This is a genomic window from Streptomyces scabiei 87.22 (assembly GCF_000091305.1).
Classification (GTDB): Bacteria; Actinomycetota; Actinomycetes; order Streptomycetales; family Streptomycetaceae; genus Streptomyces; species Streptomyces scabiei.
On the sequence record NC_013929.1, the window covers coordinates 9,442,781 to 9,455,921 of the forward strand.

Genomic DNA, 13,141 nt, shown 5'->3' on the forward strand with positions numbered 1-13,141 from the left:
TGGGGAGCCTGGAGGCGCCGTGCACCTCGAATACACGCCCGAGCAGCAGCGGCTGCGCACCGAACTGCGCACCTACTTCGCCGAGTTGGTTCCGGAGGGCGCCTACACCCGCCACGCCGACCCGGCCGCGCAGAAGCGCTTCTACCGCGCGACCATCCGCCGGCTCGGCACCGACGGCTGGCTCGGCGTGGGCTGGCCGAAGGAGTACGGCGGACGCGGGCTGACCGCGATCGAGCAGTTCATCTTCTTCGACGAGGCCGCCCAGGCGGGCGTCCCGCTGCCCCTGATGGCACTCAACACGGTCGGCCCGACGATCATGCAGTTCGGCACCGAGGAGCAGAAGGCGTACTTCCTGCCCCGGATCCTCTCCGGCGAGCTGGACTTCGCCATCGGCTACAGCGAACCCGACGCCGGTACGGACCTGGCCTCGCTGAAGACACGCGCGGTCCGGGACGGCGACCACTACGTCGTCGACGGGCAGAAGATCTGGACCACCAACGGCGACACCGCCGACTGGGTGTGGCTCGCCGTCCGCACCGACCCCGACGCCCCGCCCCACAAGGGCATCACGATGCTCCTCGTCCCGACCACGGAGCCCGGCTACTCCTGCACCCTCATCAACACCCTCGCCTCCCACGACACCACCGCCAGCTACTACGAGAACATCCGCGTCCCCGTCTCCCGCCGCGTCGGCGAGGAGAACAAGGGCTGGCGGCTGATCACCAACCAGCTCAACCACGAACGCGTCACCCTCGCCGCCCACGGCACCATGGCCATCCGCTCCCTGCACAACGTCCAGCGCTGGGCCATGGAGACCAAGCTCGCCGACGGCCGCCGCGTCATCGACCTGCCCTGGGTCCGCCGCCGCCTCGCCCAGACCCACACCCGGCTCGACGCCCTCAAACTCCTCAACTGGCGCATGGTCAGTGCCCTGCAGGAGGGCACCCTCACCCCGCAGGACGCCTCCGCCGTGAAGGTCTACGGCTCCGAGGCCCGCCGCGACGCCTACGCCTGGCTCATGGAGATCGTCGCCGCCGCCGGCGCCCTCAAGGAGGGTTCCGCGGGCACCGTCCTGCACGGCGAACTCGAACGCGGCTACCGCTCGGCCGTCATCTTCACCTTCGGCGGCGGCAACAACGAGATCCAGCGCGAGATCATCTCGTGGATCGGCCTCGGCATGCCCAGAGTACGGCGCTAGCTGTATGTGACGAGGACTTTTGGTTGGCACAAAAGAGAGATAGATGGCACCAAGATCACGGGTGTTGTCACACGTGCCGGCGCATCACCTCGATTCATGTGGCTCGGGCCGCGTTCGATCGGTCGCGGGGATACGGGATTCCGAGGCTCATGCCGCTGCCACTGGTGATGTGGCTGCTGCCAGACGAGGTTTCGAGTTACACGGCGCGGAGGAACCGCTCGGAGCAGGACACTCGCGGTGTGCGGCAGGCCATCGTCTGACGAGCCATGTCGGCGGACCGCATCCTGCTCCCCGTGGGATGGGGACAGCGGAGCCGGCCCCCCGGTGGGTGGGCGCCTCAACCGGGTCCACCCAGCATGATCTTCCACACCCGGGTCGCGACCTGCAGGTTGAGGCGGTCCTCCACGTTCGTGAGGTCATGGCCGCTGATTTCACGGATGCGCTGGAGCCGGTAGCGGAGCGTGCTGCGGTGGATCGTGAGGGAGTCGGCGGTCTCGGCGTAGTTGCCGCCGCAGTCGAAGTACCGGGACAGGGTCTCCACGAGCGCCGTGCGGTGCCGGCCGTCGTAGTCGGTGAGCTGTCCGAGCCATTCTTGAACGAATGCCTCAAGCTCCCGGTATTCGTTGCCGGGCCCCAGGATGCGGTAGAGGCCCAGATTGTCGAAGAACGTCGTGCCGTATCGCTTTCGGGACCGGCGGCGTACCTCCAGGGCACGCAGTGCCTCTTGGTAGCGGCCGGGGATACCGTCCGGGGTGTCGCAGCGGGCGCTCACCCCGATCGTCCCGTCGTTTGTTCCGGTCTCCCGGGCGAGCGCCTCGTACAAGGCGTGTTCGTGGGGCCTGCCCTCGGCGACCAGGACCACGTGGTCGGAACGCCGAGTCACCAATGACGGCATGCCCACGGCCGACGCCACCCGGCCCACGGTCCGCGCGAATGCGTCGTCGGAGACCTGGCTCTTCCACTGCACGACGACCACGTACTGGATACGGTGCAGGTCGTGCCCGAACGCCTCTGACCGGGCGTAGGCGCTCGTCTCGTCCGTGCCCCCCAGAAGATCGTCGACCAGTTCGCGGTGCAGTCGCAGCTCCACCTCCGCCAGGTGGCGCAGATGCGACATTTCCAGGGCGAGTGAGATGGCGGCGTGCTCCAAGGCGAACAGGGTGTACTCGTCGGCGTCGTCCAGGGGATCGACCAGGGCCAGCACTCCGAGGACCTCACCGCGTGGGCGTAGCACGGAGATGAGCCGGTCCTTGATGCGCACGGGTCCGCCCCTTCGGGCGACCTCCCGGAGCATCTCCTCACGGCGTGCGGGGTCCGGTTCCGGATAGGGGTCGGGCCGACCGGGACCGGTCCAGGACCGCAGTCGGCCGAAGCGGTCCTCCACCAGAACCGGAAAGCCGGTGAGCTCATGCACTGCGCTGGTGATGGCCTCCTCGCCGCCTCCCGAGGCCGTGACCTCGGCGAGGGCCTCGTGCACGGCCCGCTGATATCCCGTCTCGACCACGAGGGAGATCAGCCGCCGCTGGAGGGTTGCCCGCTCTCGTCGCAGTCGGTGCAGCTCCAGCGCGTCTTCCTGCCGGCGGCGGTGCGCGACGGCGACCGACAGGGCTGCGGCGGTGAGGCGTACCAGTACGGCGAGCAGGAATTGCTGGGCATGGGTGGGCCGGGAGCGAGACGTCACCAGGAGGTAGCCGTGCAGTCCACCGGGTCCGTGCAGGGCCAGGGCTCGGCCCCGTGACCGGCCGGGAACTGCGACGGGGCCGTCCTGCCCCGTCAGCTCTCGCACCGTCCGGTCGACGGCCGGCGCAGGGTCCGGCCTGCCCTGCGGGCTGGAGACCAGCCGGCCGTGCACCCTGAGGTATCCGGCCTCGGCTCTGTACGGGCCGACGGCCGACAGGTGGTCCATGGCCAGGCGCAGGATCTCGCCTTCGTTCCGGCTGTCGAACAGGAGGCGGGAGATTGCCAGCAGTTCGTGGGGAGGGTCGGCCGGGCTGGGAAGGTGCGGGCGGGACCCTCTCCACGAGGCCGTCGGGTGCCGCCCGGGACGGCCCCGTGGAAGGCTGCCTTCCTGGTCGGGACGGCCTCGGCGCATGTTCCGGGCCCAGCGGCCGACCATGGGATCACTCCCTTTCCCGAGCCCGCAGAGAGGTGGGCGGCCTTCGCGTACCCCGCTGCGACCGGCTCACCCCCGGCTCTTCGGAGTTTTCCGCCTCGTGCTCGCGGGGGGACGGGCTCCGTCGTTCTTCGACCTGCCGGGCGCAGGCGTAGAGCTCCTCGGTTCGCGAGCCTGGGGTGTGCCGTGGGCGGCCGTGCCCGTCGGCAGGAAGGACTGGGCGATGACCGAGCAGCCTCGCAGGCCCGTTGCCGCGTACGAGACGTACCAGGAGGCCGAACGCGCCGTCGACCACCTCTCGGACCAGGGGTTTCCCGTGGAGAGGGTGGCCATCATCGGCCAGGACGTCCGCCTCGTCGAACAGGTCGTCGGCCGTATGGACTACGGCAGGGCCGCCCTGCACGGTGCGGCGAGTGGGGCCCTTCCCGGTGCGCTGATCGGCTGGCTCTTCGGCTTGGTCGACTGGGTGGACCCGCTCGTCTCCGCCCTGCTCGTCGCCCTCTACGGCCTGATTTTCGGGGCGGTCGTGGGCGCGCTGTTCGGTCTGCTCCTGTACGCCCTGCAGGGCGGCCACCGGGACTTCGCCTCGGTCCGCTCGATGGAGCCCGGCCGGTACGACGTCGTCGTGGACGAAGAGGTCGCCGACGAGGCCGTACGGCTGCTCGGCGGGCTGCAGACCACCGGCGTCGGCGGACGTCCCGCCCGTACATGAACGATCGGACCGCGGCTGCGGCGCATGCCGCCGCACCGGGAGGAGTTCCTCATGGCCAAGGCAGTGGGCATCGACCTGGGCACCACGAACTCGGTGATCGCCGTGTGGGAGGGCGGCGAACCTTCCGTCGTGCCCAACACCGAGGGCAACCGTACGACACCGTCGGTGGTGGCCTTCACCGACACCGGGGAGCGGCTGGTGGGCCAGCTCGCCCGGCGCCAGGCGATCCTCAACCCCAAGGGCACCATCTACTCGGCCAAGCGGTTCATCGGCCGGCATTTCGATGAGATCTCCGACGAGGCCAGGGCAGTGGCGTACGACGTCGTCGAGGGCGACGGCGGGGCAGCCCGATTCAAGGTGCGCGACAAGCTGTACGCGCCTGAGGAGATCAGTGCCCAGGTGTTGCGCAAGCTCGCCGACGACGCTTCCAAGCAACTGGGGGAGCGGGTCACAGAAGCGGTCATCACGGTGCCCGCTTACTTCAACGACGCTCAGCGCACCGCCACCAAGGACGCCGGACGGATCGCGGGACTGGAGGTTCTGCGGATCATCAACGAGCCGACCGCGGCTGCCCTCGCCTACGGCATGGACAAGAAGGAGCACGAGACCGTCCTCGTCTTCGACCTGGGCGGCGGCACCTTCGACGTGAGCGTCCTCGACGTCGGCGACGGCGTCGTGGAGGTGCGTTCCACGGCGGGTGACAGTCATCTGGGCGGCGACGACTTCGACCGGCGTCTGGTGGATTACCTCGCGGACGACTTCCAGAAGGAGAACAGCATCGACCTGCGCAAAGACCCGCAGGCGCTGCAACGATTGTTCGAGGCGGCGGAGAAGGCCAAGACCGAGCTAAGTTCGGTGACGCAGACGCAGGTCAGCCTACCGTTCATCACCGCCGACGCCTCGGGCCCCAAGCACCTCACCGACTCCGTCATGCGGTCCACTTTCGAGCAGATCACCGGCGACCTCGTGGAGCGTTGCCTGGGGCCGGTGCAGCAGGCCATGGCCGACGCCAAGGTCGGCGAGAGCGACATCGATGAGGTCATCCTCGTCGGCGGTTCCACCCGCATCCCCGCCGTCCAGGCGCTGGTGCGTCGGCTGACCGGCGGCAAGGAACCCAACATGAGCGTCAACCCCGACGAGGTCGTGGCCCTGGGCGCCGCGATCCAGGCCGGCGTGCTCAAGGGCGAGGTCAAGGACGTCCTACTGCTCGATGTCACGCCCCTGTCGCTGGGTGTCGAGACGCGCGGCGGCGTGATGACGAAGATCATCGAGCGGAACACCACCATTCCCGTGCGTCGCACCGAGACCTTTTCCACCGCCGAGGACAACCAGCCTGCCGTCGACATCGTCGTCCTCCAGGGCGAGCGCGAGCTGGCCGCCGACAACCGGGTGCTTGGTCGCTTCCAGCTCACCGACATCCGCCCGGCGCCGCGCGGCGAGCCACAGGTCGAGGTCACCTTCGACATCGACGCCAACGGCATTCTCAACGTCAAGGCCCGAGACCGGGACACCGGCAAGGAGCAGGGCATCACCATCACCGAGAGCTCCAACCTGGACCGCAGTGAGGTCGAGCGCATGGTCCAGGAGGCTGAGCGTAACCAGGGCCAGGACCAGGCTATGCGGGAGGCCGTCGACGCCCGCAACGAGCTCGACGCCGTCGCATACCAGGTCGACAAGCGCCTCGCCGAGCTGGGTGACGCCGTACCCGCGCACGAGAAGGCACGCGCCGAGATGCTGGTGTCGGACGCCAGGGCGGCGGTCAAGGAGGAGGCAGGCGTGGAGCGGGCGCGGCCCCTGACGTCCGAACTCCAGCAGGTGCTGTCAGGGCTGTCGGCACATCAGGGCGGCGCCACGGGCGGTCCCGACCAGGACGCCACCGGGGACGGTGCGACCGGCGGCGGCCCGAGCGGCGGTGGCGGTGACGACGACGTGATCGATGCCGAGTTCGACAAGGACTGAGGAACCGCCATGCCGATCCACCCCAGGGAATCCGACCCGGCCGTGCCGGACCCGGCCGACCCGGCTCCGGAGGGCGCCGTAAGCCCTCTTGGAGGGGATCTTCCGCGCTCGGGCCCGCCGACCGGGCCGGAGTCCGACGCGGATGAGGAACCCGGCCCGGACGCGGCCGGCGGCCCCGCCCCGTCCGAGGACGAGCACAGGGTCGAGCTCAAGGAACTCGAGGACCGCTGGCGGCGTGCGCTCGCCGACCTCGACAACCTCCGCAAGCGCCACACCAGGGAACTGGCGCGGGAGCGAACGTCCGAGCGGTCCCGCACAGCCGCTGCCTTCCTGCCCGTCCTGGACAACCTCGAACTCGCCCTGACGCATGCCGGATCCGATCCCGGCGCGATCGTGGAGGGCGTCCGGGCGGTGCGCGATCAGGGGGTGAACGTCCTCGAACTGCTCGGCTACCCGCGGCACGCGGAGACCGGCGTCGCCTTCGACCCGGCCAGGCACGAGGTGGTCGGTGTCGTCCAGGACCCCGACGCCCCACCGGGCACGGTCGTCGAGGTGCTCCGCCCGGGCTACGGGGACGGCGAACGCCAGCTGAGGCCCGCCGCCGTGACGGTCGCGAAGCGGGAGTGACCGGTCATGGCACAGGACTTCTATGAGGCGCTGGGCGTGTCGCGGACCGCGAGCCAGGACGAGATCCAGCAGGCGTATCGCACGCTCGCCCGCAAGTACCACCCCGACGTCAACAAGGCCCCGGATGCGGAGGAACGCTTCAAGGACCTCAACGAGGCGTACAGCGTCCTGTCGGACCCGAAGACCAGGGCCCGTTACGACCGCTTCGGCGAGGACTTCCGGAAGGTCCCAGAGGACTGGGAGGAGCGGGTCGGTGCAGGTGCCGGACCCGGTGGCGGCTTCCGCGCTCGGAGGACCGCGGGTGCAGGCGGCCCCCGTGTCCGGTACACCGGCTTCGACGACGACTTCGCAGCGGAGGGCGTCGACATCGAGGACCTGCTCGGCTCGCTCTTCGGAGCAGGCGCCGCCCCCGGCGGTGTGCCCGGGGCCGACCAGGAGGCCGAACTGCCGCTCGCCGTCGAGGAGGCGTACCGAGGCGGCCGCCGCACCGTCACGCTGGCCGGTCCCACCGGGCAGCCGCGGCGGTACGAGGTCGACGTACCGCCCGGCGTCACCGACGGGCAGCGCATCCGGCTGGCGGGCGAGGGCGGACGGGGCAGTGGTGACGCCGCCGCGGGGGATCTGTATCTGCGGGTGCGTATCCAACCGCACTCTCGGTTCCGGCTGGACGGCCGGGACGTGCACGTGCGGCTTCCGGTCACCCCCTGGGAGGCCGCGCTGGGCGCGACGGTTCCGGTGCCCACCCCCGGGGGCGGCACGGCCAAGGTCACAGTACCCCCGGGCTCGTCCAGTGGCCGGCGGCTGCGGCTGCGCGGCGAGGGCATGCCGAACCCGCGCGGTGCGGACGGCAATCTCTACGCCGAACTCCGCGTCATGGTGCCGCCCAAGCTCAGCGACCGGGAGCGCGAGCTGTTCGAGGAGCTCGCCGCCACCTCTTCGTACGACCCCAGGAGGACGTGATGAGCGACCGACCCTCACGGGCGGCGGCTGGCGGCCGGACATCCCGGGCCGACGCGGGCGGGCGTCCCGTACGGACGAGCGCCGGCTCCACGGCCGTGCGCTACGCGCTCGTCCCCGTGCCCAGGCTTTCCCTGGACACCGTGGCCCGCCGCGCCGGTGTCCATCCCGACCTGGTCCGCCGGTTGGTTGCCCTGGGCCTGGTCGACGCCGAGCGCGACATTGCGGGGCACTTGGTGTTCGACTCCGAGGCCCCTGCGGTGCTCGCCCGCGTCCAGCGGCTGCGCTCCGGTCTGTGTCTCAACTACGCATCCATCGGTCTGGTGCTCGATCTGCTGGACCGCATCAGCCTGCTCGAAGCCGCCCTGCGCCGCGCCGGTACGAGGAGTGACATACCGCCATGGACATGAACCGACTCACCCAGAAGTCACAGGAAGCCCTCCAGGAGGCGCAGACCGCCGCCGTCCGTATGGGACAGACCGAGGTCGACGGGGAGCATCTGCTGCTCGCGCTCCTCGACCAGGAGGACGGCCTGATCCCGCGGCTGCTGCAACAGGCGGGCAGGGAGCCCGAGGAGTTCCGTGCGGCTGTGGGTGAGGAGCTGTCCCGCCGGCCCAAGGTGACCGGCCCGGGTGCGGCGCCGGGCCAGGTGTTCGTCACCCAGCGCTTGTCCCGGCTGCTGGACGCGGCCGAGCGGGAGGCCAAACGCCTCAAGGACGAGTACGTGTCCGTGGAGCACCTCCTGCTCGCCTTGGCCGAGGAAGGCTCGGCGACCGCCGCAGGACGCCTGCTCAAGGAGCACGGCATCACCCGGGACTCGTTCCTGAGCGCGCTCACCCAGATCCGCGGTAACCAGCGCGTCACCTCGGCCAACCCCGAAGTGGCGTACGAGGCGCTGGAGAAGTACGGCCGCGACCTGGTCGCCGAGGCCAGGAACGGCAAGCTCGACCCGGTCATCGGCCGCGACGCCGAGATCCGTCGCGTCACCCAGATCCTCAGCCGCAAGTCCAAGAACAACCCGGTCCTCATCGGCGACCCCGGCGTCGGCAAGACCGCCATCGTCGAGGGACTGGCCCAGCGCATCGTCCGCGGGGATGTGCCCGAAGGACTGCGCGACAAGACCGTGTTCGCACTCGACATGGGTTCTCTGGTGGCCGGGGCGAAGTACCGGGGCGAGTTCGAGGAACGCCTCAAGGCCGTGCTGTCCGAGGTGAAGGCCGCCCAGGGGCACATCCTGCTCTTCGTCGACGAACTCCACACTGTCGTCGGTGCCGGCGCCGCCGAAGGGGCCATGGACGCGGGCAACATGCTCAAGCCGATGCTCGCCCGCGGCGAACTGCACATGATCGGCGCCACCACCCTCGACGAGTACCGCAAGCACATCGAGAAGGATGCCGCCCTCGAACGCCGCTTCCAACAGGTCCTGGTCGAAGAGCCGAGCGTGGAGGACACCATCTCCATCCTGCGCGGACTGCGCGAACGCCTGGAAATCTTCCACGGCGTGAAGATCCAGGACACCGCGCTGGTATCCGCGGCCACCCTCAGCCACCGCTACATCACCGACCGGTTCCTGCCCGACAAGGCCATCGACCTCGTCGACGAGGCGTGCGCCCGGTTGCGTACCGAGATCGACTCGATGCCCGCCGAACTCGACGAGATCACCCGCCGCGTCACCCGCCTGGAGATCGAGGAGGCCGCCCTCTCCAAGGAGACCGACCCGGCCAGCAAGACCCGCCTGGAGGAGCTGCGCAGGGAACTGGCCGACCTGCGCGGCGAGGCCGACGCCAAGCACGCTCAGTGGGAGGCCGAACGGCAGGCGATCCGCCGCGTGCAGGAACTGCGCCAGGAACTGGAACAGGTCCGCCACGAGGCGGAGGAGGCAGAACGCGCCTACGACCTCAACCGCGCCGCCGAACTCCGCTACGGCCGGCTCCAGGACGTGGAACGCCGGCTGAAGTCCGAGGAGGAGCAACTGGCCGCCAAGCAGGGGCAGAACCGGCTCCTGCGCGAGGTCGTCACCGAGGAGGAGATCGCCGAGATCGTCGCCGCCTGGACCGGCGTACCCGTCGCACGCCTCCAGGAGGGCGAACGCGAGAAGCTGCTGCGCCTGGACGAGATCCTGCGCGAGCGCGTGATCGGCCAGGACGAGGCCGTTCAGCTCGTCGCCGACGCCATCATCCGCGCCCGTTCCGGCATCCGGGATCCGCGCCGCCCCATCGGCTCGTTCATCTTCCTCGGCCCGACGGGCGTCGGGAAGACCGAGCTGGCCAAGACCCTCGCGGCGGCCCTGTTCGACTCCGAGGAGAACATGGTCCGCCTCGACATGAGCGAGTACCAGGAGCGGCACACCGTCAGCCGGCTGATGGGGGCCCCGCCCGGATACGTCGGCTACGAGGAGGGCGGTCAGCTCACCGAGGCCGTACGCCGCAAGCCGTACTCGGTCGTGCTGTTCGACGAGATCGAGAAGGCGCACACCGATGTCTTCAACACCCTGCTGCAGATCCTCGACGACGGCCGCATCACCGACGCCCAGGGCCGTACCGTCGACTTCCGCAACACCGTGATCATCATGACGTCCAACATCGGCTCCGAGCACCTCCTCGACGGCGCCACCGCCGAGGGCGAGATCAAGCCGGACTCCCGCGCCCTGGTGATGGGCGAGCTGCGCGGGCACTTCCGCCCGGAGTTCCTCAACCGCGTCGACGACATCGTGCTGTTCAAGCCGCTCGGTGAGCGGCAGATCGAGCGGATCGTGGAGCTGCAGTTCGACGAACTGCGCCGCCGCCTCGCCGAGCGCCGCATCACCGTCGAACTCACCGACGAGGCACGTGAGTTGATCGCCCACCAGGGCTACGACCCGGTGTACGGGGCCCGGCCGCTGCGGCGTTACATCTCCCACGAGGTCGAGACGCTGGTCGGGCGCGCCCTGCTGCGCGGCGACGTGCAGGACGGCGCGAAGGTCCGCGTCGACGCCGAGCACGGCGAGCTGGTGGTGACCTACGACCAGCCCGAGGACGAGAAGGGGGCGAGGGCGGCATGAGTACCGTGCAGGCCACCAACGTCACCTGCCCGCACTGCGGGCGCACCAACCGGGTACCCGTGGCCGCCGAGGGTCGCCCCACGTGCGGCAACTGCAAACAGCCGCTGCCGTGGACGGCCGATGCGGGCGACGACGACTTCACCGAGGTCGTCGAGCAGGCCACCGTGCCCGTCGTCGTCGACCTGTGGGCCACCTGGTGCGGTCCCTGCCGCATGGTGAGTCCCGCGTTGGAGAAGGTCGCCGCCGATCTCGCGGGAAAGATCAAGTTGGTCAAGGTCGACGTCGACAAGAACCCACGCCTGGCGCAGCGGTTCGAGGTCCAGGCGGTACCGACACTGTTGGTCCTCGACAAGGGGCGGACCATCGCCCGGCAAGCGGGCGTCGCACCTGCCCCAGCCCTGCGGCGGTGGGTGGAGCAGTCGATCGCGGGCCGCGAACCGGCCGGGAAAGGGTGATCAGCCATGACCGTACGAACCGACCCCCACCTCGCGCTCGTCCGGCCGGTCCAGCCATTGACCCCCGACGGATGTCAGGAGTGTCTGCTGCTCGGCACCCCGTGGGTCCACCTGAGGCTCTGCCTGACCTGTGGCCACGTCGGCTGCTGCGATTCCTCGCCGAACCGGCACGCGCGCCGTCACGCCGCCGCCGACGGACATCCGATCGCGGCGTCGCTGGAGCCCGGTGAGGACTGGCGGTGGTGCTTCGTCCACGAGGCGTTCGTGTGATGTCCGGCGACGATACGGGGCCAAGCGCGGCGCAGGTGCCGGACGAGACGGAGGAGAGCGTCCCCTTCGAGACCGCCGACATCTATGGCGCCTATCCCCGCCTGTCGGAGGATCAGATGGACCGCCTGGCGCAGCGTGGTCGGCGGCGCGAAGTCGACGCCGGCGATGTGCTGATCCGGGAGGGGGAGCGGTGCGAGACGTTCTACGTCGTCCTCAGCGGCTCGGTCGCCGTCGTCGAGGGCTACGGCATGCCCGACGAACGTCTGCTGCGTGTGCACGGCCCTGGCCGCTGTATCGGCGAACTCGGCCTCCTGAACGGGCAGGTGGCCTTCTACACCGCTACGGTCAGGGACCCCGGTGAGATCCTCGACCTGTCCATGGACCAGCTGCGTGACCTGGTGACCCGGGACTCCGTCCTCGGCGATCTGGTGCTGCGCGCCTGCCTCGGCCGCCGTGCCCTACTCGTCGGGCAGGGCGCCGGCTTCCGCATCGTGGGCTCGCGCTATTCGCCCGACACCCGGCGGCTGCGTGAGTTCGCCGCCCGCAACCGGCTGCCGTACCGCTGGATCGACCTGGAGACGGACGAGGAGGCCGAGGAGTTGCTGCGCCGCTTCGGCGTAGGCCCGGAAGAGACACCGCTCGTCATCTGGCGGGACACCACACTGCTGCGCAACCCCAGCAACGCGGAACTGGCCCGGCTCATGGGCCTGCCCTCGCTGCCCGCGGGAAACCATCACGGCGATCTCCTGATCATCGGCTCCGGACCCGCCGGTCTCGCCGCCGCGGTGAACGCCGCCTCGGAAGGTCTCGGTGCGACCCTGGTCGAGGTGATGGCCACCGGCGGTCAGGCCGGGACGTCGTCCCGCATCGAGAATCTGCTCGGCTTCCCCTCCGGCATCTCCGGCGCCGAACTCACCGACCGCGCCGTGCTCCAGGCCGCCAAGTTCGGCGCCCGGATCAGTGTCCCGGCGGAGGCGGCCCGTCTCGAACCGCGGGAGGGCCACTACGCCGTCGCTTTCGCCGACGGCGGCGAGATCACCGCCCGCACCGTCGTCCTGGCCACCGGCGCTCGCTACCGCCGCCTCCAGGTGCCCGGCATCGAACGCCTGGAGGGAACGAGCGTCCACTACTCGGCGACCCTCTACGAGGCCCAGCAGTGCCGCACCGACCCGGTGGCCGTCGTCGGCGGAGGCAACTCCGCGGGCCAGGCCGTACTCTTCCTGGCCGGGTACGCACCGCAGGTGTATCTGCTCGTCCGTGGGCCGAGTCTCGATGCGCATATGTCCCGCTACTTGATCGACCAGGTCGAGAGCCACCCGCGGGTGCGGGTGCTGCTGCGCACCGAGGTGACCGAGGCGCTCGGCGACAAGACGCTGGAGGCCGTCGACGTGGCCGACCACCGTACGGGCGAGCACCGGCAGCTCGCGGTGCGGGCCCTGTTCGTCTTCACCGGCGCCGAGCCCCGCACCGAGTGGCTGTCCAACGCGCTCGCCCTCGACGCGCGCGGCTTCGTGCTCACCGGCGCGGAGGCGCAGGCCCGATCCGTTCCCGAAGTCTGGCAGAGCCAGGGCCGCGACTGCCTGACGCTGGAGACCAGCCTGCCTGGCGTCTTCGCCGCCGGCGACGTCCGCAGCGGCTCGGTGAAGCGCGTGGCCTCCGCGGTCGGCGAAGGCGCGATGAGCATCCACTTCGTGCACCGCTATCTGGGCCACACGGCCGCGCCCGGCGGCACCGACAGCTCCCCGCACATCCGTCCGAAGGAGTCCGCTTGGCTCGGATGACCCCAGAGAGCGACGAGATCACGAGAAGG

11 protein-coding genes are annotated in these 13,141 nt (G+C 70.1%); 10 read left to right on the top strand and 1 reads right to left on the bottom strand.

Features of this window, described 5'->3' with window-relative positions; translation table 11 throughout:
- The first annotated feature begins 19 nt into the window (after positions 1–19).
- Entirely contained in the window at positions 20–1,198 is a 1,179-nt protein-coding gene (locus SCAB_RS40435; RefSeq protein WP_013005840.1) for an acyl-CoA dehydrogenase family protein, read from the top strand.
- Between the two features lie 337 nt (positions 1,199–1,535).
- Here the strand turns inward: SCAB_RS40435 and SCAB_RS40440 are convergent, their stop codons facing one another.
- A complete protein-coding gene (locus tag SCAB_RS40440) occupies positions 1,536–3,314 on the bottom strand; it encodes a PucR family transcriptional regulator (protein ID WP_013005842.1) in 1,779 nt (592 codons plus the stop codon).
- A 220-nt stretch (positions 3,315–3,534) separates the two neighbouring features.
- Between SCAB_RS40440 and SCAB_RS40445 the strand changes: the two genes are divergently transcribed.
- Genes SCAB_RS40445 through SCAB_RS40485 form a run of 9 tightly spaced genes read left to right on the top strand, consistent with a single transcriptional unit; the run spans position 3,535 to position 13,112 of the window.
- Positions 3,535–4,023, top strand: a complete 489-nt coding sequence (locus SCAB_RS40445) for a general stress protein (protein ID WP_037728724.1) — start codon at positions 3,535–3,537, stop codon at positions 4,021–4,023.
- A 51-nt stretch (positions 4,024–4,074) separates the two neighbouring features.
- Positions 4,075–5,982 (top strand): molecular chaperone DnaK, encoded by a 1,908-nt coding sequence (gene dnaK, locus SCAB_RS40450; RefSeq protein WP_037729241.1) that lies wholly within the window; start codon positions 4,075–4,077, stop codon positions 5,980–5,982.
- A gap of 9 nt (positions 5,983–5,991) precedes the next feature.
- Positions 5,992–6,609 (top strand): nucleotide exchange factor GrpE, encoded by a 618-nt coding sequence (locus tag SCAB_RS40455; RefSeq protein WP_037728725.1) that lies wholly within the window; start codon positions 5,992–5,994, stop codon positions 6,607–6,609.
- Positions 6,610–6,615: 6 nt separating this feature from the next.
- Positions 6,616–7,569 (top strand): DnaJ C-terminal domain-containing protein, encoded by a 954-nt coding sequence (locus SCAB_RS40460; protein WP_013005846.1) that lies wholly within the window; start codon positions 6,616–6,618, stop codon positions 7,567–7,569.
- The gene (locus SCAB_RS40465) at positions 7,569–7,976 is read left to right on the top strand and encodes a chaperone modulator CbpM (RefSeq protein ID WP_037728726.1); all 408 of its coding nucleotides are present in this window, start codon (positions 7,569–7,571) and stop codon (positions 7,974–7,976) included. Before SCAB_RS40460 ends, SCAB_RS40465 begins: the two co-directional genes overlap by 1 nt.
- Positions 7,967–10,606, top strand: a complete 2,640-nt coding sequence (gene clpB, locus SCAB_RS40470; RefSeq protein WP_013005848.1) for an ATP-dependent chaperone ClpB — start codon at positions 7,967–7,969, stop codon at positions 10,604–10,606. The genes SCAB_RS40465 and clpB overlap by 10 nt, the downstream gene beginning before the upstream one ends.
- Positions 10,603–11,061, top strand: a complete 459-nt coding sequence (gene trxA / locus SCAB_RS40475) for a thioredoxin (protein ID WP_037728727.1) — start codon at positions 10,603–10,605, stop codon at positions 11,059–11,061. Before clpB ends, trxA begins: the two co-directional genes overlap by 4 nt.
- A 6-nt stretch (positions 11,062–11,067) precedes the next feature.
- Entirely contained in the window at positions 11,068–11,331 is a 264-nt protein-coding gene (locus SCAB_RS40480; protein ID WP_013005850.1) for a UBP-type zinc finger domain-containing protein, read from the top strand.
- Positions 11,331–13,112 (top strand): FAD-dependent oxidoreductase, encoded by a 1,782-nt coding sequence (locus SCAB_RS40485; RefSeq protein ID WP_037728728.1) that lies wholly within the window; start codon positions 11,331–11,333, stop codon positions 13,110–13,112. Before SCAB_RS40480 ends, SCAB_RS40485 begins: the two co-directional genes overlap by 1 nt.
- Positions 13,113–13,141 lie beyond the last annotated feature (29 nt).

Excerpts from the sequence above, each read along its gene's own strand:
- SCAB_RS40465 (WP_037728726.1), top strand. The coding sequence starts at position 7,569 with ATGAGCGACCGACCCTCACGGGCGGCGGCTGGCGGCCGGACATCCCGG.
- SCAB_RS40460 (WP_013005846.1), top strand. The coding sequence starts at position 6,616 with ATGGCACAGGACTTCTATGAGGCGCTGGGCGTGTCGCGGACCGCGAGC.
- SCAB_RS40445 (WP_037728724.1), top strand. The coding sequence starts at position 3,535 with ATGACCGAGCAGCCTCGCAGGCCCGTTGCCGCGTACGAGACGTACCAG.
- SCAB_RS40440 (WP_013005842.1), bottom strand. The coding sequence starts at position 3,314 with ATGGTCGGCCGCTGGGCCCGGAACATGCGCCGAGGCCGTCCCGACCAG.
- clpB (WP_013005848.1), top strand. The coding sequence starts at position 7,967 with ATGGACATGAACCGACTCACCCAGAAGTCACAGGAAGCCCTCCAGGAG.
- SCAB_RS40455 (WP_037728725.1), top strand. The coding sequence starts at position 5,992 with ATGCCGATCCACCCCAGGGAATCCGACCCGGCCGTGCCGGACCCGGCC.
- SCAB_RS40485 (WP_037728728.1), top strand. The coding sequence starts at position 11,331 with ATGTCCGGCGACGATACGGGGCCAAGCGCGGCGCAGGTGCCGGACGAG.
- SCAB_RS40480 (WP_013005850.1), top strand. The coding sequence starts at position 11,068 with ATGACCGTACGAACCGACCCCCACCTCGCGCTCGTCCGGCCGGTCCAG.
- trxA (WP_037728727.1), top strand. The coding sequence starts at position 10,603 with ATGAGTACCGTGCAGGCCACCAACGTCACCTGCCCGCACTGCGGGCGC.
- dnaK (WP_037729241.1), top strand. The coding sequence starts at position 4,075 with ATGGCCAAGGCAGTGGGCATCGACCTGGGCACCACGAACTCGGTGATC.